Origin of the sequence: Isoptericola maris (assembly GCF_048065335.1) — a bacterium.
In the GTDB taxonomy this organism is placed as follows: Bacteria; Actinomycetota; Actinomycetes; order Actinomycetales; family Cellulomonadaceae; genus Isoptericola; species Isoptericola rhizosphaerae.
The window spans coordinates 7,365-25,946 of sequence record NZ_JBLUNY010000016.1 but is presented as its reverse complement, the minus strand read 5'-3'; the positions used below and the strand labels follow the sequence as shown (position 1 = coordinate 25,946).

Genomic DNA, 18,582 nt, shown 5'->3' with positions numbered 1-18,582 from the left:
GGTCAGTCGTCGCCGCGCGCGAAGCGCACGATCCGCTCCGCCATCGCTTCCGGCTCCCAGGAGTGCTGGGCGCCGGCGACCTCTTCCACCGCACCGCGCGTGACGGCACCGGCGATCCGCTCGGCGGCCGTCGGCATCTCCGGGGCGGTCTGCGACCCGTAGGTGGCCAGCACCGGGATGGCGAGCTCGCGCAGACGCTCGGTCTCGACCAGGTCGGTGGCACGGACCAGGGCCTGACCGTCCGCCCGCTGGCTCACCGCGGCGCGGGCCAGGAGCTCGAAGTCGGGCGAGGCGCGCAGGCCCTCGAGCCACTGCGGTGGCATGTCCTTCATGTACTGCTCGGTGGCACCCACGTAGTCCTCGGCGTCGAGACGACGCTCGAACTCGATGATCCACCGGGCGACGTCGTCCGCGGGTGCTGCCAGCGGCGCCTCCCACAGCAGCAGGCCGGCCGCAGGTAGCTCCGCGTCCGCGGCGCACAGGGCGATCGCGGCGCCGGACGAGTGCCCGACCAGCACCACGGGTGGTCCGGCCGCATCCATCACCGCGGACAGCGCGTGCAGCTCGCGATCGAGATCGAGCGGTCCGTCGGCGGGGCTGTCGCCCCGCCCGAGCCGGTCGTACACGAGCGTCGTGAGTCCCTGCTCGGCGCAGAGCTGCGCCGTCCGCGTGGTGACGGGGTCGGTCGCCCGGTACGGCCCGGCACCCGCGACGAACACGACGGCGGGGCTCCCCTTGCCGTAGCGGTCGAAGCCGATGCGATCACCGGTCACGCTCGACACGTGCTGCGTCATCCGTCTCCTTCCACGGCCCGGGAGAAGGATCCCGGACCTCACCCCGTGACGGTAGCCCCTGTCGCGCGCGACCGCTACGCTGCGGCGGCATGAACGCCTCGACGTCCCATGCCGCCGTCGACCAGGTCCGTGCCGCCCTCCTGGCCGCCGGCGCCGCCTCCGCTGCCGGCGGCATCCGCTGGTTCGACGACGCCGTCACCACGGCCGCGGCCGCCGCACGCGCGCTGGGCGTCGAGTCCGGCGGGATCGCGAACTCGCTCGTGTTCACGCTGGACGAGGAACCGCTGCTGGTGCTGACCTCCGGCGCGCACCGGGTGGACACCGGGTTCCTCGGGGATCGCCTCGGTGGACGCGTCGGGCGGGCGTCGAAGGAGACGGTCAAGGAGGCGACCGGCCAGGTGATCGGCGGCGTCGCGCCGCTCGGGCACCCGGCACCGGTGCGAACGCTCGTCGACGCCGCGCTGGCAGAGTTCCCGGTCGTGTGGGCAGCCGCCGGTCACGCTCGCACGGTGTTCCCGACGACCTTCGACGAGCTCGTGCGGATCACCGGCGGCGAGCCCGTCCCGGTCGAAGCGCCCGCAGGCTCAGCGGGCTGAGAGGAGAGATCCCATGGCGTGCCGCATCAGCGAGCTCGTCCTCGACTGCCACGACCCGGAGCGCCTTGCCCGGTTCTGGTGCGAGGTCCTGGACTTCGTCGAGCTCGACCGCGAGGAGGACGGCTCGATCGAGATCGGTCCGCGGGCGGGGTTCGGCGGTCCGCAGCCGACGATCGTCCTCGGCCGTAGCGACGACCCGAGGCGAGGAAAGCTCCCGCTGCACTTCGACGTCAACGCGACCGACCGCGACCAGGACGCCGAGCTCGAACGCCTCCTGAGTATCGGTGCGCGCCCGGCGGACATCGGCCAGTCGGGCGATGAGGCGTGGCACGTCCTCACCGACCCGGAGGGCAACGAGTTCTGCCTCCTCAGGGCGCGCCTCGACCCGGTCTGACCCGGTTCAGTCCAGCACGGGAGGCGTCCCGTCGACAGGGGCTCCGGCGAAGACCCGACCGTCGGGGTCGTCGGACCGCCGGGGACGCAGGCGCGGCGGAGCGGGCCATGGCAGCACGTACCGCTCGACCTGCGCGTCGATCGCGCCGAAGTCGTCGGTCTGCACCACGACCTTGTCCGGGGTGACCTCCACCAGGCGGACACGCAGCGGAACACCCTCGGACTGGTCGAGCATCCACGGGTCGGCGAGCCACGACAGGCTCGTCGCGTCGAGCGCCTCCTCGGCGGCCAGCCAGTCGACCGGCTCGGTCAGGTCGTGACCCAGCAGCGAGACGGCGACCCAGTCGTCGCCGTCGGGCCGGATCCAGCCGACGACCTCGCGGTCGCCGGTTCGCCGATGTTCGATCCATCCCGTGGGCAGCATGCGGCCACGCTAACGGCCGGGCCGCCGTCCGGCGAGAACATTGTCGGCACTACCTCGGCGAGCGGGGCACTACCTCGGCGCGGGCGTCCGCGACGCCGCGTGCGTAGGCCTCGGCCGTCCCCTCGCGGAAGAGATCGTCCGGTCCGCCCCGCACCAGCGTGCGCGCACCGGCTCCGTCGCCGTCCGGATCGCCACCGGGCAACACATACCGCCCGACGCCACGCACGACGGCGACGGCGCGTCCGGTCGCCTTGCCTCGCACCAGCTCCGAGGCTGCGGCGATCTCGTCGGCCACCGCGGTGACGGTGGCCGAGAGCGGTCGGCCGTGGGCGTCCGTGCCGCCGCGCAGGTCGTCCACGACCTGCAGCCCCGCGGCACCGATCGCGATGTCGGCGACCCCGTCGCGCCACGGCCGCCCAGCGGTGTCGGTCACCACCACGCCCAGGCGGTCGATCCCGAACCGTCGCCGCAGCGCGGCCCGCAGCGTCCGGGCCGAGGCGTCGGGGTCCAGGGGCAGCAGGAGCACCGTGCCCTCCGGGGTGTTCGAGGCGTCCACGCCGGCCGCGGCCATCACGAGCCCGAGACGGTTCTCCACGATCCGCAGCGGCGGCAGCCCGCCGGGACGCTCTCGCACGGCCACGACCCGCACCGTCTCGTCGGTGATCGCCTGCTCGCGGTCGGCGGCTCGGACGACCCTGCCCTCGGACTTCGACACGATCTTGGAGGTGACGACGACGACGTCACCCTCCGCGAGCGCCTCACCTGCGAGCAGGTCTCCGACGAGCATGGCAAGGTCGTCTCCCGGCCGCACCTCACCGAGCCCTGCCGGTGCCCACACCTCGAGGCGTGCGTCCCGCAAGACCTGCGCCTCGCCGTCGGGCGCTGTCACCGGACGAGCTTCGGCAGCACCTCGCGGCCGAAGGTCTCGATCCACTCGCGCTGGTTGCGGCCCACGTTGTGCAGGTAGATGCGGTCGAAGCCGAGGTCGACGTACTTCTGGATCGCCTCGCGGTGCTTGTCCGGGTCGGCGGAGACGACCATGCGACCCTCGAAGTCCTCCGGCCGCACCAGCTTGGCCATCTGCGCGAAGTCGTGCGGAGAGCGGATGTCCGCCTTGGGGAACTTCATGCCGCCGTTGGGCCACTCGGTCATGGCGTTCGCCATGGCCTCCTCGTCCGTCTCGGCCCACGACATGTGCACCTGCAGCACCTTGGGCATCGGCTCGGGGTCGCGACCCACCTCGCGCGCACCGGCGTCGAAACGGCCGAACAGCATCTCGATCTTCTCCAGCGGGGCGCCGACGGTGATCAGCCCGTCGGCGTGCTTGCCGGCACGCTTCGCGGTCACCGGGCCTGCGGTGGCGACCAGGATCTCCGGGGCGACCTCCGGCATGGTCCACAGCCGGGTGGACTCCATCTTGTAGAACTGGCCGGAGTGCTTGACGTCCTTGCCCTCCAACCCGGAGGTGAAGAGCTTCTTGATGATGTCGATCGCCTCGAACATCCGGTTGATGCGCTCCGGAGCCTCCGGCCAGTAGCCCGCGGTGACGTGCTCGTTGAGCGCCTCGCCGGAGCCGAGGCCGAGCCAGTGCCGGCCCGGGTACATCGCGGCGAGGGTCGCGGACGCCTGGGCCACCATGGCGGGGTGCCACCGGAACGTCGGTGCGGTGACCCCCGGACCCAGGTCCCCCCGGGTGCGCTCGCCCAGGGCGCTCAGGACGTTCCACACGAACGCGGCGTGCCCCTGCTGCGGCACCCACGGCTGGAAGTGGTCCGCCGCCATCACCCCGGAGAAGCCGTGCTCCTCCGCGTACGCCGAGAGGTCGACGACCTCGGTGGGGTGGAACTGCTCGAGCATCGCGGCGTAGCCGACGGTGAGATCAGAAGCCATGCTCCCGAGCCTATCCCCCGGCGCCGACGGTGGGCGGCCGGGACGTCAGTGCAGGCCCTTGGCGAAGAAGTGCTCGGCGTAGGGGTTGTCGTTGTAGCGCTCGATCTCCCGGTAGCCCGCCCGGCGGTACATCCCGACGGCCTCGGTGAGGGACCCGTGCGTGTCGAGGCGCACGGCGCTGTGGCCCAGGTCGCGCGCGACACCCTCCAGGTGCCGCAGCAGCCGCGACCCGAGGCCGGCGCCACGCCATCCCGGGTGCACCCACATGCGCTTGATCTCGCCGACGCCACCGCCGAGCGGTTGGACCCCGCCGCAGGCGGCGGGCACCCCGTCGCTGGTGGCGACCATGAAGGCGCCGTCGGGTCGCCGCAGCCGCTCCGTGCCCGCGGTGAGGTCCCCGACCGCGAACCCGCGGGGGAACCGTTCGTCGAGCTCGGCGACGTAGGACCGGACCGCAGCGAGCGCCGCGGCGCCCGCCGGGTCGACCTCCTCGATCCGCACGGTCGCCGCACGGACCAGGAGGTCGGCCTCCGCGAGCGCGGCGGCCAGCCGGGCCCGCTGGCGGCCGGTCAGGGGCGCGACCAGGTTCTCCGCGCGCTCGGCCGAGCGTCGTTCGAGCTCGGCCCACGCCCGCCGCCCCGCGGGGGTGAGCTCGACGCGACGACGACGACGGTCGTCCGGGTCGGGCCCGACGACCACCAGCGCGTCCGCCTCCAGCCGCCGCAGCAGGCGGCTCAGGTAGCCGGAGTCCAGGTGGAGGCGAGCCCGCAGGTCGCGCGTCGTGCCGGCCTCCGCACCGATCTCGTAGAGGAGCCGGGCGGTCCCGAGCGGCATGCCGAGGCCCAGGAAGGACTCTTCCAGCACACCGATGCGCTGGGTATAGCTGCGGTTGAAGCGGCGGACGACCTCGACGTGGTCGGGCAGGTCCGGCTGCTCGACGGCGGCGGGCGACGGACGCGGAGTTGCCATACCTCTGATCTTAGTCAGAGAATTTCGCGGTCCGGAAGCCGTGACGAGGACGGGACGCGATCTGGGACAATGACTGACCATGAGCGACTTCCCGAGCACCGGGGCCCGCGCGCAGTCCGACGCGGCGCCCGCACAGACCTCCGCACCCACCACCGGTACCGGCCAGGCCGGCGACGTCGTGCGCGCGGTGGTCCGGGAGGTACCGGACAAGGTCAGCACCGACGGGCTCGAGCAGAAGTTCGACGAGCGCTGGTCGGCCGAGGGCACCTTCGCCTTCGACCGCACCGCGACGCGCGAGCAGGTCTACTCGATCGACACCCCGCCGCCCACCGTCTCCGGCTCGCTGCACGTCGGTCACGTGTTCAGCTACACCCACACCGACGTGATCGCCCGGTTCCAGCGCATGCGGGGCAAGGAGGTCTTCTACCCGATGGGGTGGGACGACAACGGCTTGCCCACCGAGCGCCGGGTGCAGAACTACTACGGTGTGCGGTGCGACCCGTCGCTGCCGTATGTCGAGGGCTTCGAGCCCCCGCACGCCGGGACCGAGGGCAAGGCCGTCAAGCCTGCCGACCAGGTCCCGATCAGCCGCCGCAACTTCATCGAGCTCTGCGAGCGCCTCACCGCCGACGACGAGCGCCAGTTCGAGGAGCTGTGGCGCCGGCTCGGCCTCAGCGTCGACTGGTCGCAGACCTACCAGACCATCGACGCGACGTCGCGTGCCGCGAGCCAGCGGGCGTTCCTGCGCAACCTCGAGCGTGGCGAGGCCTACCAGGCCGAGGCGCCGGGCCTGTGGGACGTGACGTTCCAGACGGCCGTGGCCCAGGCCGAGCTCGAGGCGCGCGAGTACCCCGGCCACTACCACCGGGTGGCCTTCCACCGCACCGGGGCGGCGGGCACCACCACCGAGCCCGTCTACATCGAGACGACCCGGCCCGAGCTGCTGCCCGCCGTGGTCGCCCTCATCGCCCACCCGGACGACGAGCGCTACCAGCACCTCTTCGGCACCACGGTGACGTCGCCCCTCTTCGGCGTCGAGATCCCCGTCCTGGCGCACCCGGCGGCCGCGATGGACAAGGGTGCCGGCATCGCGATGTGCTGCACCTTCGGCGACCTGACCGACGTGCAGTGGTGGCGCGAGCTGCAGCTGCCGACGCGCTCCGTCGTCGGGCGTGACGGGCGGCTGCACCGCGAGACGCCGGAGTGGATCGCCGACGGGCCCGGTGCCGGGCTCTACGCCGAGGGCCTTGCCGGCAAGACCACCTTCAGCGCCCGCAAGGCCGTCGTGGAGGCGCTCGTCGACTCCGGCGACCTGGACGGCGAGCCGAAGCCCACGCAGCGCATGACGAACTTCTACGAGAAGGGCGACAAGCCTCTCGAGATCGTCACGTCGCGCCAGTGGTACATCCGCAACGGCGGCCGCGAGTGGAGCACCGGCGGGACCACCCGCGACCTCAAGTCCGAGCTGCTGGCCCGCGGCAAGGAGCTCGACTTCCACCCCGACTTCATGCGCGTGCGCTACGAGAACTGGGTGGGTGGCCTCAACGGCGACTGGCTGGTCTCGCGCCAGCGGTTCTTCGGCGTGGCGGTCCCTGTCTGGTACCCGGTGCTCGACTCGGGCGAGATCGACCACGACCACCCGATCACGCCGTCGGCCGCCGAGCTCCCGGTGGACCCCACCTCCCAGGCACCCGCCGGCTACGACGAGTCGCAGCGCGGCGAGCCGGGCGGGTTCGTCGGAGACGCCGACGTCATGGACACGTGGGCGACGTCCTCGCTGACGCCGCTCATCGTGGCCGGCTGGGAGCGGGACACGGACCTCTTCGAGCGCGTGTACCCGATGGACCTGCGCCCCCAGGGCCAGGACATCATCCGTACCTGGCTGTTCTCCACCGTGGTGCGCTCGCACCTCGAGTGCGGCGTGCTGCCGTGGAAGAACGCCGCCATCAGCGGCTGGATCCTCGACCCGGACCGCAAGAAGATGTCCAAGTCCAAGGGCAACGTCGTCACCCCGATGGACCTGCTCGTCGAGCACGGCTCGGACGCGGTGCGCTACTGGGCGGCCGCCGCACGGCTCGGCACGGACGCCGCGTTCGAGGTCGGGCAGATGAAGATCGGCCGTCGTCTGGCCATCAAGGTCCTCAACGCCTCCAAGTTCGCCCTGACCTTCGGCGTCGACCCGGAGACCGGCGCGGGCGAGATCACCCTCGACCCGGCTGCCGTGACCGTGCAGCTGGACCGGGCGATGCTCGCCGGCCTGGCCGACGTCGTCGACCAGGCCACCGCGGCGCTCGAGGCGTACGACCACACCCGCGCGCTCGAGCTGACCGAGTCGTACTTCTGGGCGTTCTGCGACGACTACCTCGAGCTCGTCAAGGACCGCGCGTACGGGGCCGGGGCTTCCGCCGACGCCCTCAGCGCCGAGACGGTCTCCGCGCGCACCGCCCTCGCGCTCGCGCTCGACGTCATGCTCCGCCTGCTCGCGCCGTACATCCCCTTCGCCACCGAGGAGGTCTGGTCCTGGTGGCGCACCGGTTCGGTGCACCGGGCTCCGTGGCCGACGGCGGAGCCCCTGCGGTCGGCCGCAGTGGGTGCGGACCCGCTGGACCTCACCGCCGCCGGCAACGCGCTCGCCGCGCTGCGCAAGGTCAAGTCCGCGGCGAAGGTCTCCATGCGGACCCCGATCCTCTCGGGGACCGTGGCCGTGCCGGTGGCGCTGCTGCCCGGCGTCGAGTCGGCGATCGGCGACGTGCGCGGCGCCGGTCGCGTCGAGGGCCCGCTCGAGCTCGTCGAGGCGACCGAGGGGCAGGGTGACCCGGACGTGCAGGGTGGCATCGTCGTCACCGCCTCCGAGCTGGGCGAGCCGCCGGCCAAGAAGCCGCGCGGCTGACACCACCGGGCGCACACGACGGACGCCGGGGCGGCACGCGATCTGCGTGCCGCCCCGGCGTCCGTTCCTCGTCAGAGCGTGTTGCGACGCCCGCTGTCACCGCTCATCGAGTCCGCGGACTCGTGCGGCGTGCCGTCGTCGTGCCACCGCAGCGTCGCACCGACGCCGTCCATGAGCTCGACCGATCCCTCGGGCGCGAACACGAGCCCCGCGTCCTGCGCCACGGCGGCGCGCAGGAGAGCCGACGCCGCCGGTAGCTCCTCGAGCCCGTCCGTGACACCCAGGCCCTCGAGCTGGGCCTTCGCGACACCGATGTGCAGTGGCTCCGGGCCGATCCACAGGTTGCGCCCGCCGAGCAGGCCGCCCGTCGCGGCCCCGTTGGTCTCGCCGTCGCTCCAGGACCGCAGGGCGCGTGCCGCGTCGTCGGCGAGCTGCTCGGACAGCACGAGGTGCTTGACCTGACCGCGCGAGAGCATCTCGACCACGTCGTCCACGCTCGTGACCGCACCCGCGTCGCGGCCGAGTCCTTCGCGGAGCTCGGCCAGGACGCGCTCGCGACGACGCTCCCGGAACGACTCGAGGGCGTCGGCCGCCGCTGCCGCGAAAGCCCCCGGGTGGACCCCGGACCCTCCGCGGCCGCCGCCCGGCACCTCGACCGTGATCCGGGCCGCGTCCTGCCCGAGCTCTCCACGGACCAGGTTGACCGCCCGGACGTCGCCCGTGATCACGATCATCTCGGGCTGGTCCGCGGACGCGCGGCGTCCGATCTCGCCCGCGACGGCCTCAGCGTTGCGGCGCCATGAGTCCTCCGCACGGGACTCGATCGTGGCCCGCTTGGTGCGGGTGCTGGACGTCTTGGAGACCTCGTCGTGCGAGCCCTCGAACGTCTCCACCTCTCCCACGGGATGGCCTTCGCCGTCCAGGACGCAGAAGTCCGCGCCCTGGCGGTCGACGGCGACGCAGAGCGCGTCCACCGCCTGGTCCGCAGAACGCGCTGCCTGCAGCAGCGACGGCACCGGGTGCCAGACGCCCGCCATGACCGCCGGCGGCTCCCGCAGGACCCGGTCCACCAGGACGCCTTCGGAGTCGGCGATGAGCACGCGGCCGTGCGGTCCTGGCACCCGTGTGGGGCGGTCGACCGCCTCGTCGAGATCACTCAGCACGGCATCCGGTGTGCCCTGCTTGGTCAGCATCCGCCGCACCGAGCGCCAGCGGTTCGCCACGTCCCGATCCCCGGCCTCGGCCGCACGCGTCGCGTCAAGGTAGACGGTCGCGAACGGGCCCGGATGGCCGACGAGAGGTTTGAGCCATTCGATCGTCATGCAGGATCCCCCTTGGGTCCGTCGACTGTGCCTCCCAGCGTGCGACGGATCCCGGCGGCGCGCCACCCGCGACCGCCCGTGGAGAGGGTCGTTTCGCGCTCCACGAACAGCCGGTCACCTCAGGTGGACGGACCCCTCCCCCGAGCTCTTCAACTGTAGGTGTCGAGCGGCGGCGCGTTTCCCGCGCGTCGTCCCGCGGCGTGGTCCGCCGCGATCCGCTCGTGGTGCCGGATCACCTCGGAGACGATGAAGTTGCGGAACTCCTCGGCGAACTGCGGATCCAGACCCGCGCCCGACGCGATCGTCTTGAGCCGGTCGATCTGCTGGCGGTCCCGCTGCGGGTCCGCGGGCGGCAGTCCGTCCGTCGCCTTGAGCTCACCGACCCGTTCTGTCGCTCGGAACCTCTCGGCCAGCAGGTGGACGAGCGCAGCGTCGATGTTGTCGATGGTGCTGCGCAGCGCGAGGATCTCGGCCGGCAGCGCACGACCGGTCTCGGGGACGGGCGCTTCGTCGAAGGGCTGGACCATGCCTCGATCCTACGATCGCGACGCGGCGGCCGGTGCACCTGACCGGGATGTGACCTCGGCCGTCAGGCGGACTTCCGGTTGCGGACCGGCCCCGAGGACCGCGGGACGATGGTCGGGTTCACGTTCTCCTCGACCACGTCGCGCGTGACGACCACGCCCTCGACGTCGTCACGGCTGGGGACGTCGAACATCACCTGCTGGAGGACCTCCTCCATGATGGCGCGCAGTCCTCGGGCACCCGTGCCCCGCAGCAGCGCCTGCTCAGCGATGGCGTCGATGGCGTCGTCCGCGAACTCCAGGCGGACACCGTCGATCTCGAACATCCGCTGGTACTGCTTGACGAGCGCGTTGCGGGGTTCGGTCAGGATCCGCACGAGCGCCTCGCGGTCGAGCGGGGAGACCGAGGCGATGACAGGGAGCCTGCCGATGAACTCCGGGATCAGGCCGTACTTGTGCAGGTCCTCGGGGCGGACCTCCGAGAAGAGGTCCTCCTGCCCGCCAGACTCCATCGGTGCGGAGAAGCCGATGCCGCGCTTGCGTGCCCGCGAGGCGATGATGTCGTCCAGCCCCGCGAAGGCGCCGGCCACGATGAACAGCACGTTCGACGTGTCGATCTGGATGAACTCCTGGTGCGGGTGCTTGCGGCCGCCCTGCGGCGGCACCGAGGCGCTGGTGCCCTCGATGATCTTCAGCAGCGCCTGCTGGACGCCCTCGCCGGACACGTCACGCGTGATCGAGGGGTTCTCCGCCTTGCGGGCGACCTTGTCGACCTCGTCGATGTAGATGATGCCCGTCTCGGCCTTCTTGACGTCGTAGTCGGCGGCCTGGATGAGCTTGAGCAGGATGTTCTCGACGTCCTCGCCCACGTAGCCCGCCTCGGTGAGGGCCGTGGCGTCCGCGATGGCGAACGGGACGTTGAGCATCTTGGCGAGCGTCTGCGCCAGGTACGTCTTGCCGGTCCCCGTGGGACCTATCAGCAGGATGTTGGACTTCGAGATCTCGATGGAGTCGTCGTCCTTCGCCGGCGGCGCGGCCTGCACCCGCTTGTAGTGGTTGTAGACCGCGACGGCGAGGGCGCGCTTCGCCGGCTCCTGCCCGATCACGTACTGCTCGAGGAACGAGAAGATCTCACGAGGCTTGGGCAGCTCGGTCATCCCGACCTCGGTGGCCTCGCCGAGCTCCTCCTCGATGATCTCGTTGCACAGGTCGATGCACTCGTCACAGATGTACACGCCCGGTCCGGCGATGAGCTTCTTGACCTGTTTCTGAGACTTGCCGCAGAACGAGCACTTGAGCAGGTCTGCGCCGTCACCGATACGAGCCACCTCGGGCCTCCTTGTCTCGTGCAGGTCCTTCGTCCATTCCACACTACGCAGGCCGACTTGTCTGTACGGTGGCCCGGGTGTGGCGCGCCCCGGGTCGCCGACGAGCTGTCGGCGACCCGGGTCGGCGTGCATCGACGGCGCCTCGAAAGCCCGTCAGCGCTCGATCTGCTGCAGGACCTTGCGGGACTCGAGCACCTGGTCGACCAGGCCGTAGTCCTTCGCGGCCGCGGCGGTGAGGATCTTGTCCCGCTCGATGTCGTCGCGGATCTCCTGGACGTCCTTGCCGGTGTGCATCGCCAGGGTGTCCTCGAGCCACTCCCGCATGCGGATCAGCTCGTTGGCGTGGATCTCGATGTCGGACGCCTGCGCGTAGCCACCGTTCTCCATCGCCGGCTGGTGGATGAGGACGCGGGCGTTGGGCAGCGCCAGACGCTTGCCCTTCTGCCCCGCGGCCAGCAGCACGGCGGCCGCCGACGCCGCCTGCCCGAGGCAGACGGTCTGGATCTGCGGCTTGATGAACTGCATCGTGTCGTACAGCGCGGTCATGGCCGTGAACGACCCGCCCGGCGAGTTGATGTAGATCATGATGTCGCGGTCGGGGTCCTGGGACTCCAGGACCAGCAGCTGCGCCATCACGTCGTCCGCCGACGCGTCGTCGACCTGGACGCCCAAGAAGATGATGCGGTCCTCGAACAGCTTGGTGTAGGGGTCCTGGCGCTTGAACCCGTACGGCGTGCGCTCCTCGAACTGGGGCAGCACGTAGCGCGACGTCGGCGCGCCGTTGGGCATCGCCACGCCGCCAGGGCGGCCGGCGTTCCCGGCGAGGCGCTCCGCCGTCATCGCGAACTGGTACTCGGGCGAGTAGCTCATGGTTCTCCTCGGAACAGGAAGGGTCTTGCGACCGGGGTCGGTGGGGTGGTCTCAGTCGGCGTTCGTGCCACCGCCACCGGAGACCGACGACGCCGTCTCGACGACGCGGTCGACGAAGCCGTACTCCAGCGCCTCCTGCGCCGTGAACCAGCTGTCGCGGTCGTTGTCCTTGAGGATCTGCTCGAGCGGCTTGCCGGTCTGCTCGGCCGTGAGCTCGGCGAGCACCTTCTTCATGTGCATGATCAGCTGGGCACCGATGCGCACGTCGGTGGCGGTACCGCCGACGCCACCCGAGGGCTGGTGCATCAGCACGCGGGCATGGGGCGTGATGTAGCGCTTGCCCCGCGCGCCCGAGGACAGCAGGAACTGTCCCATCGATGCCGCCATGCCCATGGCCACGGTGGCCACGTCGGGCTGGATGAACTGCATCGTGTCGTAGATCGCCATGCCCGCCGTGATCGAGCCACCGGGCGAGTTGATGTAGAGGTAGATGTCCTTGTCAGGGTCCTCGGCCGCCAGGAGCATCAGCTGGGCGCAGATCGCGTTGGCGTTGTCGTCGCGCACCTCCGAACCCAGCCAGATGATGCGCTCCTTGAGGAGCCGGTTGTAGATGGAGTCGTTGAGGCCGAGGCCCTGTCCCTCGGACCGGGCCACCGGCGCCGCCTGGTCCACCTGCAGCAGGTCGTTCACGTCCGTCTCCTTCAGTTCGCTGTCGCTCGACCCTAACGCGCCCGACCGGCACGAAGAGTCCCTGGTGCGGCCTGTTTCGCTGCTGGCGCACATGTTTCGCTGCTGGCGCACAGGCCCCGTCCCCGGGTGGGACGACGACGGCCCGCAACCTCCGTGCGGGAGGTGCGGGCCGTCGTCGTCGGCGAGAGGGTCAGGCCTTGGCCTGGTCCTCGGTCGCCTCGTTCTCGGCGGGCTCGTCCGTGTCGGCGTCCGCCTCGACGGCGGCGTCCTCGGCCGCGGCGGCCTCGGCCTCGTCGTCCTCGGCGGTGCCGATGAACTCGGTCAGGTCCACCACGTTGCCCTCGGAGTCCTTGACCTCGATGTCCCGCAGTGCCACCGCGAGCGCCTTGGAGCGCGCGACCTCGCCGACCATCGCGGGGATCTGCCCGCCCTGGTCGAGGGTCTGGATGAACTGCTGCGGCTCCATGCCGTACTGCTGCGAGGCCTGCACGAGGTACTCGATGAGCTCGCCCTGGCCGACCTGCACCTTGAGCTCTTCGGCGAGGGTGTCGAGCAGGATCTGGTTGGTGATCGCCTTCGTGGCGTCCACGGTGACCTCGGCGCGGTGCTCGTCGTCCTCGAGCCGGCCCTCCTGCTCGAGGTGGCGGTGCACCTCGGCCTCCACGACGCCCTGCGGCACCGGGATCTCGACGGCCTCGAGAAGCTTCTCGAGCAGGGCGTCGCGGGCTGCGACGGCCTGGGTCGAGGTCTTGGACGACGCCACCTGCTCACGCAGGTCGGCCTTGAGCTCGTCGAGGGTGTCGAACTCCGACGCCATCTGGGCGAAGTCGTCGTCGGCCTCGGGCAGCTCGCGCTCCTTGACGGAGGTCGCGGTGACCGTGACGGTCGCCTCGTCGCCCGCGTGCTCGCCACCGGCGAGGTTCGAGGTGAAGGTCGTGGTCTCGTCGGCGGACAGGCCGGTGAGGGCCTCGTCCAGGCCCTCGAGCATGTTGCCGGCGCCGATCTGGTACGAGACGCCGGAGACCGAGTCGATCTCCTCGTCGCCGATGACGGCACGGAGGTCGATGACGACGTAGTCGCCCTCGACGGCGGGGCGGTCGACGCCCACCAGGGTGCCGAAGCGCTCGCGCAGGGACTCGAGGCGCTCGTCCACGTCGGCGTCGGCGACCTCGGTCGACTCGACGGTCAGCTCCATGCCGGCCAGGTCGGGCAGCGTCACCTCGGGACGGATCTCGACCTCGGCGACGAACGCCAGCTGGCCCTCGCCCGCCTTCTCCGGGATCTCGGTGACCTCGACCTCGGGCTGGCCCAGGGGACGCAGCTCGGTCTCGTTCACGGCGTCGCGGTAGAAGCCCGACAGGCCCTCGTTCACGGCGTGCTCGACGACGGCACCCCAGCCGACCCGCTGGTCGATGATGCGCGGGGGGACCTTGCCCTTGCGGAAGCCGGGGATGTTCACCTGCTCCGCGATGTGCTTGTAGGCGTGGTCGATGCTCGGCTTGAGCTCGTCGTACTCCACCTCGACGGTCAGCTTGACCTTGGTGGGGTCCAGGGTCTCGACGGCGCTCTTCACTTCGATGGTCTCCAACGTGTCGGGTGCGTGCGCGCGCGTCTCGCCGGTAGGAGCCGGGCTGGTTGCTGCGGCGCTGGATGCTGTGCGGTCGTGCGGTGCTGCGATCGTGCAAAGCCCGGTACGACGGGCGCACGGGCAACCCATCGATCATACGCCACACGGCTCGGCGTCGACGTGCCGTCAGCGGTGGGATGTGCCACGCCGCAAGCACGCCGTGCTCACGGTTCGGCCGTCGAGCGCTTCGGACGCACACGGGTGTGCGCCCGCTGCCCCTGCTTGCCGAAGAGGCTGAGCAGCTCCACGGCCTCGCCCGCGGCGGGACCGAACCAGTGCGGCACCCGGGTGTCGAACTCGGCGGCCTCCCCCGGCCCCATGACGACGTCGTGGTGACCGAGCACGAGTCGGAGCCGGCCGGTGAGCACGTAGAGCCACTCGTACCCCTCGTGCGTGCGCGGGTCGGGGGTGGTGCGCGCGTCAGCCTCGAGGATCATCTTGTAGGCCCCGATCTCGGGCGATCCGGGCGTCAGGGCGATCATCGTGAGCCCGTGGGCCGTCACCGGCTTGAGGTGCACCCGCGGGTCTCCGGTCGTCGGGGCGTCCACCAGGTCGTCGAGGGTGACGCCGTGCGCGCGGGCCAACGGGAGCAGCAGCTCGAGCGACGGCCGGCGCGCTCCCGACTCCAGCCGGGACAGCGTGCTCGCCGAGATGCCCGTGCTGGCCGAGAGCGCGGCGAGCGTGACCTCCCGCGCCTGCCGGAGGCTCCGCAGCCGCGGCCCGACGGTGCCCAGCGCCGCGGCGAGGTCGTCGGGCGCCCCGTCTGGCTCGTGGTCGTGGGTCGGGCCGGGTGCCGGTTCGTCATCGTCCATACCCAACACTTTGCCATATCGGCAACGCGCCTTGCTGCCCGACCTGGGTCGGGCGCACGCTGGGGCACATGGACGAGAATCTGGACACGACGTACGACGTACTGGTGATCGGTGGCGGCGCCGCCGGGCTGAGCGGTGCCCTCACGCTCGCCCGCGCCCGGTGGAGGGTCGCCGTGATCGACGCGGGCGAGCCTCGCAACGCCCCCGCGGCCGGCGTGCACGGGCTCCTCGGGCGCGAGGGCGTCGCACCGGCCGAGCTGGTCGCGACGGGCCGCGCCGAGGTTCGCGGCTACGGCGGGCAGATCGTGGACGGGCGCGCGGCCCAGGTCGTCCGGGACGACGGCGGCACGCACCCCTTCGCGGTCACGCTCGACGACGGGAGGGTCTCCCGCGCCCGGCGCCTGCTCGTGACGACCGGCCTCGTCGACGAGCTGCCCGACGTGCCCGGGCTGGCCGAGCACTGGGGACGCGACGTGGTGCACTGCCCGTTCTGCCACGGCTACGAGGTGCGCGACCGGCGCATCGGCGTCCTCGCCTCCGGCCCGACGGCCGCGCACCAGGCGCTGCTCTTCAGCCAGTGGAGCGACCAGGTGGTCCTGCTGGCGCACACCGCGCCGGAGCCGTCACCGGAGGACGCCGCGAAGCTCGCGGCCCGCGGGGTCACGGTGGCGACAGGCAAGGTCCGCGAGGTGACGGCCCGGGACGGCCGGCTGACCGGCGTCGTGCTCGTCGACGGCACGGCCGTCGCGCTCGACGCCCTCGCCGTCGCGACGACGATGCGCGCCCGGGCCGACGTCGTCGGGCAGCTCGGCCTCGAGACCGCACCGCATCCGTCCGGCCAGGGCGAGCACCTCGTCGCGGACGCGACCGGCCGCAGCTCCGTCCCGGGCGTCTGGGTGGCGGGCAACGCCACCAACCTGACCGCCCAGGTCTCGACGGCCGCCGCCGAGGGCACCTGGGCCGCCGCGCAGATCACCGCCGACCTCATCGGTGCGGACGCGACTGCCGCGGTTGCCGCAGGTCGCTAGGACCCGATGGTGCGGGCGGTGCCCGGGTGCCAGGATGGCGGCGGGACGCCCAGCCGAGACACCGGGAGGAGCCTGATGGCCGCCGAACGTTTCCCGCGCTGGGTGTACTCCCGGGGCACCGAGCCCGACGCCCGGTTCTCCCTGGCGAACGAACGCACGGTCCTCGCCTGGATCCGTACGTCGCTCGGGCTCGTCGCCGGCGGGACGGCGCTCGAGGCGCTCGACCTGCCGATGGAACCCCACCTGCGCCTCGCCGCGGCGATCGTGCTGCTGGTCGCCGGGTCGGCAGTGCCCGTGCTGGCGGCGGTCGAGTGGGCGCGCACGGAGCGCGCCATGCGTGAGGAGGCCCCGCTGCCGGGCGGGTTCACCGGCCTCCTGCTCGTGACGTCGGTGACCGTGGTGGGCATCCTGGTCCTGCTGGCGCTGCTGCTGAAATGAGCGAGGCCGAAGGTCCCCACCGGCCCGGACGCGGGCTGGCCGCCGAGCGCACCGAGCTGGCGTGGCGGCGCTCCGTGCTGTCGTTCGCGGCGGCGGCACTGGTGACGATGCAGGTCTTCCCTGCGGTCCGGGGCACCCACGCCCTGGCCGTGGCCGGTGTCGCCCTCCTGCTCACTCCCCCGGCGTGGTGGTTCGCGAGCCGCCACGCCCGCCGGACGCAGGCGCACCTGCGGCAGGAGGTCCCCCGCCTGAGGCACGGCCGTCGCATCGCGCTGGTCTGCGCGGGGACGTCGCTGCTCGGCCTGGGCGGCACGGTCCTGGTGCTCGTCTTCTGACCGAGGCCGGACCCCACCACGTCGTCGCAGGTCAGAACTGGTCGGGGTGACAGGATTTGAACCTGCGACCCTCTGCTCCCAAAGCAGATGCGCTACCAAGCTGCGCCACACCCCGAGGTACCTGTCCGCCCGAGGACGGCAGGCCCGGCGCAAGTCTAGTGCCCCGGAGCACCGCCGAGTCTTTGCTAGGCTGGCGCCCGCATCCCGACGCATGCGGCACCTACCGGTGCTGTGCCGTCGGGCACGTGCGGGCGTAGCTTAATGGTAAAGCCTCAGTCTTCCAAACTGATGACGCGGGTTCGATTCCCGTCGCCCGCTCTCCCTGTCGAAGCCCAGGTCAGCCAGCGTGCCGGCCTGGGCTTCGCTGCATCCCGGGCACCGCCAGGCAATTCGATCGCCTCGGTAACCTAAACGGTTCGATCATGGCGCCGGAGGCGTCCCGCGTGGCCTGATGGCATCTGTTCGGGCCGCCTCGTGCGGCCGCCGCACGAGCATCAGGAGGACACCGATGTCCCGCACAACCCGATGGCGCAAGGCGGCGATGGCCGCCTCCGCCGCCCTCGTCGCGCCACTCGCGTTCGTGGCCGTCGCCACGGTGGGCGCGAGCTCGGCCGCCGCCCACGGTTCGGTCACCGACCCGCCCACCCGCAACTACGGCTGCCTCGAGCGGTGGGGCGACGATCACCTGAACCCCGAGATGGCTGAGATCGACCCGATGTGCTGGGGCGCCTGGCAGGCCGAGCCGGCCGCCATGTGGAACTGGAACGGCCTGTACCACGAAGGCATCAACCACCGGCACGAGGAGCTCATCCCCGACGGCCAGCTCTGCTCCGGCGGTCAGACCGAGGGCGGGCGGTACGACTACCTCGACACGCCCGGCGGCTGGTACGCCACCGGCGTCGACCACCAGTTCACGCTCACCCTCACCGACGGCGCGAACCACGGCGCGGACTACCTGCGGATCTACGTCTCGAAGCCCAGCTTCGACCCCACGACCGAGCGTCTCGGCTGGGACGACCTCGACCTACTGCAGGTGACGGACTCCTACCCGACCACGTCGCCGTACCAGGCCGAGGTGGACCTGACCGGCTACGACGGCCGCGCGGTGCTCTACACCGTCTGGCAGGCGAGCCACGCCGACCAGCCGTACTACCTGTGCTCCGACATCAACATCGGTGGCGGGGACATCGTCGGCGACGGCCCCGCCGACGGTGAGGACCCGGGCGACGGCGAAGACCCCGGTGACGGTGAAGACCCCGGTGACGGTGAAGACCCGGGCGACGGCGAGGACCCCGGTGACGGCGAGGACCCGGGCGACGGCACCGGCGGTGACTGCACCGCCGAGGCGACCATCACCAACTCGTGGTCCGGCGGCTACCAGGCCGACGTGACCGTGACCGCCGGCGACGCGGCGATCGACGGCTGGGACGTCGTCGTCGACGGCGCGACGATCAACCAGGCGTGGAACGGGTCGGTGTCCGGCAGCACCGTCTCGAACGTCGACTGGAACGGCAGCCTCGCGGCCGGCGCGTCCACGTCGTTCGGATTCATCGGCAACGGCGATCCGAGCGCCATCTCCACGGAGTGCTCGGCAGCCTGACCTGCTCGCGGCGTCGGCCCCGGTCCTGGCAGGATCGGGGCCGACGCCGTAG

At 71.7% G+C, this 18,582-nt stretch carries 19 protein-coding genes and 2 tRNA genes; 8 read left to right on the top strand and 13 right to left on the bottom strand.

All coding sequences use genetic code 11. The features are described from left to right. Nucleotides 1-2 precede the first annotated feature (2 nt). On the bottom strand, nucleotides 3-794 hold the full coding sequence (locus ACH5HR_RS16585) for an alpha/beta fold hydrolase (RefSeq protein ID WP_402378099.1): 792 nt from the start codon (nucleotides 792-794) through the stop codon (nucleotides 3-5). Between the two features lie 89 nt (nucleotides 795-883). Here ACH5HR_RS16585 and ACH5HR_RS16580 point away from each other — a divergent pair, with 89 nt between their 5' ends. Together ACH5HR_RS16580 and ACH5HR_RS16575 are read left to right on the top strand one after the other, a co-directional pair. Further along, complete coding sequence (locus ACH5HR_RS16580; protein ID WP_416478929.1) at nucleotides 884-1,390, top strand: YbaK/EbsC family protein; 507 nt, start codon at nucleotides 884-886, stop codon at nucleotides 1,388-1,390. 13 nt (nucleotides 1,391-1,403) lie between these two features. Further along, entirely contained in the window at nucleotides 1,404-1,784 is a 381-nt protein-coding gene (locus ACH5HR_RS16575) for a VOC family protein (RefSeq protein WP_402378093.1), read from the top strand. Nucleotides 1,785-1,790: 6 nt separating this feature from the next. On the opposite strand, the gene ACH5HR_RS16570 is transcribed toward ACH5HR_RS16575, so the two are convergent. From ACH5HR_RS16570 to ACH5HR_RS16555, 4 genes are read right to left on the bottom strand one after another with little or no spacing between them, the layout of a single operon-like run. Then, a complete protein-coding gene (locus ACH5HR_RS16570) occupies nucleotides 1,791-2,207 on the bottom strand; it encodes a hypothetical protein (RefSeq protein WP_416478927.1) in 417 nt (138 codons plus the stop codon). A gap of 49 nt (nucleotides 2,208-2,256) precedes the next feature. After that, on the bottom strand, nucleotides 2,257-3,096 hold the full coding sequence (gene cofE, locus ACH5HR_RS16565) for a coenzyme F420-0:L-glutamate ligase (protein WP_416478926.1): 840 nt from the start codon (nucleotides 3,094-3,096) through the stop codon (nucleotides 2,257-2,259). Beyond that, on the bottom strand, nucleotides 3,093-4,097 hold the full coding sequence (locus tag ACH5HR_RS16560) for a TIGR03557 family F420-dependent LLM class oxidoreductase (RefSeq protein ID WP_402378085.1): 1,005 nt from the start codon (nucleotides 4,095-4,097) through the stop codon (nucleotides 3,093-3,095). Before ACH5HR_RS16560 ends, cofE begins: the two co-directional genes overlap by 4 nt. 45 nt (nucleotides 4,098-4,142) lie before the next feature. After that, on the bottom strand, nucleotides 4,143-5,066 hold the full coding sequence (locus tag ACH5HR_RS16555) for a bifunctional helix-turn-helix transcriptional regulator/GNAT family N-acetyltransferase (protein ID WP_416478924.1): 924 nt from the start codon (nucleotides 5,064-5,066) through the stop codon (nucleotides 4,143-4,145). A gap of 79 nt (nucleotides 5,067-5,145) precedes the next feature. On the opposite strand from ACH5HR_RS16555, the gene valS reads away from it, so the two are divergent. Continuing rightward, nucleotides 5,146-7,956, top strand: a complete 2,811-nt coding sequence (gene valS, locus ACH5HR_RS16550; RefSeq protein WP_416478923.1) for a valine--tRNA ligase — start codon at nucleotides 5,146-5,148, stop codon at nucleotides 7,954-7,956. A gap of 71 nt (nucleotides 7,957-8,027) precedes the next feature. Here valS and ACH5HR_RS16545 read toward each other — a convergent pair whose 3' ends face one another. The 7 genes from ACH5HR_RS16545 to ACH5HR_RS16515 form a co-directional block, all read right to left on the bottom strand. Further along, nucleotides 8,028-9,278, bottom strand: coding sequence for a baeRF2 domain-containing protein (locus ACH5HR_RS16545; RefSeq protein ID WP_416478921.1), 1,251 nt, complete (start codon nucleotides 9,276-9,278; stop codon nucleotides 8,028-8,030). A gap of 149 nt (nucleotides 9,279-9,427) precedes the next feature. Then, nucleotides 9,428-9,805 (bottom strand): chorismate mutase, encoded by a 378-nt coding sequence (locus ACH5HR_RS16540; protein WP_416478920.1) that lies wholly within the window; start codon nucleotides 9,803-9,805, stop codon nucleotides 9,428-9,430. A gap of 62 nt (nucleotides 9,806-9,867) precedes the next feature. Continuing rightward, nucleotides 9,868-11,130 (bottom strand): ATP-dependent Clp protease ATP-binding subunit ClpX, encoded by a 1,263-nt coding sequence (gene clpX / locus ACH5HR_RS16535; RefSeq protein ID WP_416478919.1) that lies wholly within the window; start codon nucleotides 11,128-11,130, stop codon nucleotides 9,868-9,870. Nucleotides 11,131-11,283: 153 nt separating this feature from the next. Beyond that, nucleotides 11,284-12,000: an ATP-dependent Clp protease proteolytic subunit gene (locus ACH5HR_RS16530; protein WP_416478918.1), complete on the bottom strand. Its 717-nt coding sequence runs from the start codon at nucleotides 11,998-12,000 to the stop codon at nucleotides 11,284-11,286. Nucleotides 12,001-12,051: 51 nt separating this feature from the next. After that, the gene (locus ACH5HR_RS16525) at nucleotides 12,052-12,690 is read right to left on the bottom strand and encodes an ATP-dependent Clp protease proteolytic subunit (RefSeq protein WP_402378067.1); all 639 of its coding nucleotides are present in this window, start codon (nucleotides 12,688-12,690) and stop codon (nucleotides 12,052-12,054) included. Between the two features lie 190 nt (nucleotides 12,691-12,880). Next, the gene (gene tig / locus ACH5HR_RS16520; RefSeq protein ID WP_402378114.1) at nucleotides 12,881-14,263 is read right to left on the bottom strand and encodes a trigger factor; all 1,383 of its coding nucleotides are present in this window, start codon (nucleotides 14,261-14,263) and stop codon (nucleotides 12,881-12,883) included. Between the two features lie 218 nt (nucleotides 14,264-14,481). Further along, the gene (locus tag ACH5HR_RS16515; RefSeq protein ID WP_416478916.1) at nucleotides 14,482-15,129 is read right to left on the bottom strand and encodes a helix-turn-helix domain-containing protein; all 648 of its coding nucleotides are present in this window, start codon (nucleotides 15,127-15,129) and stop codon (nucleotides 14,482-14,484) included. Between the two features lie 68 nt (nucleotides 15,130-15,197). Between ACH5HR_RS16515 and ACH5HR_RS16510 the strand changes: the two genes are divergently transcribed. The 3 genes from ACH5HR_RS16510 (at nucleotide 15,198) to ACH5HR_RS16500 (ending at nucleotide 16,930) form a co-directional block, all read left to right on the top strand. After that, nucleotides 15,198-16,157 (top strand): NAD(P)/FAD-dependent oxidoreductase, encoded by a 960-nt coding sequence (locus ACH5HR_RS16510; protein WP_416478915.1) that lies wholly within the window; start codon nucleotides 15,198-15,200, stop codon nucleotides 16,155-16,157. 75 nt (nucleotides 16,158-16,232) lie between these two features. Then, nucleotides 16,233-16,595: a YidH family protein gene (locus tag ACH5HR_RS16505; protein WP_416478913.1), complete on the top strand. Its 363-nt coding sequence runs from the start codon at nucleotides 16,233-16,235 to the stop codon at nucleotides 16,593-16,595. Further along, a complete protein-coding gene (locus ACH5HR_RS16500; RefSeq protein ID WP_402378057.1) occupies nucleotides 16,592-16,930 on the top strand; it encodes a DUF202 domain-containing protein in 339 nt (112 codons plus the stop codon). Before ACH5HR_RS16505 ends, ACH5HR_RS16500 begins: the two co-directional genes overlap by 4 nt. A 38-nt stretch (nucleotides 16,931-16,968) precedes the next feature. On the opposite strand, the gene ACH5HR_RS16495 is transcribed toward ACH5HR_RS16500, so the two are convergent. Continuing rightward, nucleotides 16,969-17,045: transfer RNA gene (locus tag ACH5HR_RS16495), tRNA-Pro, on the bottom strand. A 132-nt stretch (nucleotides 17,046-17,177) separates the two neighbouring features. Between ACH5HR_RS16495 and ACH5HR_RS16490 the strand changes: the two genes are divergently transcribed. Together ACH5HR_RS16490 and ACH5HR_RS16485 are read left to right on the top strand one after the other, a co-directional pair. Beyond that, nucleotides 17,178-17,248: transfer RNA gene (locus tag ACH5HR_RS16490), tRNA-Gly, on the top strand. Nucleotides 17,249-17,438: 190 nt separating this feature from the next. Continuing rightward, the gene (locus ACH5HR_RS16485) at nucleotides 17,439-18,530 is read left to right on the top strand and encodes a lytic polysaccharide monooxygenase (protein ID WP_402378054.1); all 1,092 of its coding nucleotides are present in this window, start codon (nucleotides 17,439-17,441) and stop codon (nucleotides 18,528-18,530) included. The last annotated feature ends 52 nt before the right edge of the window (nucleotides 18,531-18,582 follow it).

Excerpts from the sequence above, each read along its gene's own strand:
- ACH5HR_RS16585 (WP_402378099.1), bottom strand. The coding sequence starts at position 794 with ATGACGCAGCACGTGTCGAGCGTGACCGGTGATCGCATCGGCTTCGAC.
- ACH5HR_RS16580 (WP_416478929.1), top strand. The coding sequence starts at position 884 with ATGAACGCCTCGACGTCCCATGCCGCCGTCGACCAGGTCCGTGCCGCC.
- ACH5HR_RS16575 (WP_402378093.1), top strand. The coding sequence starts at position 1,404 with ATGGCGTGCCGCATCAGCGAGCTCGTCCTCGACTGCCACGACCCGGAG.
- ACH5HR_RS16570 (WP_416478927.1), bottom strand. The coding sequence starts at position 2,207 with ATGCTGCCCACGGGATGGATCGAACATCGGCGAACCGGCGACCGCGAG.
- ACH5HR_RS16560 (WP_402378085.1), bottom strand. The coding sequence starts at position 4,097 with ATGGCTTCTGATCTCACCGTCGGCTACGCCGCGATGCTCGAGCAGTTC.
- ACH5HR_RS16555 (WP_416478924.1), bottom strand. The coding sequence starts at position 5,066 with ATGGCAACTCCGCGTCCGTCGCCCGCCGCCGTCGAGCAGCCGGACCTG.
- valS (WP_416478923.1), top strand. The coding sequence starts at position 5,146 with ATGAGCGACTTCCCGAGCACCGGGGCCCGCGCGCAGTCCGACGCGGCG.
- ACH5HR_RS16545 (WP_416478921.1), bottom strand. The coding sequence starts at position 9,278 with ATGACGATCGAATGGCTCAAACCTCTCGTCGGCCATCCGGGCCCGTTC.
- ACH5HR_RS16540 (WP_416478920.1), bottom strand. The coding sequence starts at position 9,805 with ATGGTCCAGCCCTTCGACGAAGCGCCCGTCCCCGAGACCGGTCGTGCG.
- ACH5HR_RS16530 (WP_416478918.1), bottom strand. The coding sequence starts at position 12,000 with ATGAGCTACTCGCCCGAGTACCAGTTCGCGATGACGGCGGAGCGCCTC.
- ACH5HR_RS16515 (WP_416478916.1), bottom strand. The coding sequence starts at position 15,129 with ATGGACGATGACGAACCGGCACCCGGCCCGACCCACGACCACGAGCCA.
- ACH5HR_RS16510 (WP_416478915.1), top strand. The coding sequence starts at position 15,198 with ATGGACGAGAATCTGGACACGACGTACGACGTACTGGTGATCGGTGGC.
- ACH5HR_RS16505 (WP_416478913.1), top strand. The coding sequence starts at position 16,233 with ATGGCCGCCGAACGTTTCCCGCGCTGGGTGTACTCCCGGGGCACCGAG.
- ACH5HR_RS16500 (WP_402378057.1), top strand. The coding sequence starts at position 16,592 with ATGAGCGAGGCCGAAGGTCCCCACCGGCCCGGACGCGGGCTGGCCGCC.
- ACH5HR_RS16485 (WP_402378054.1), top strand. The coding sequence starts at position 17,439 with ATGTCCCGCACAACCCGATGGCGCAAGGCGGCGATGGCCGCCTCCGCC.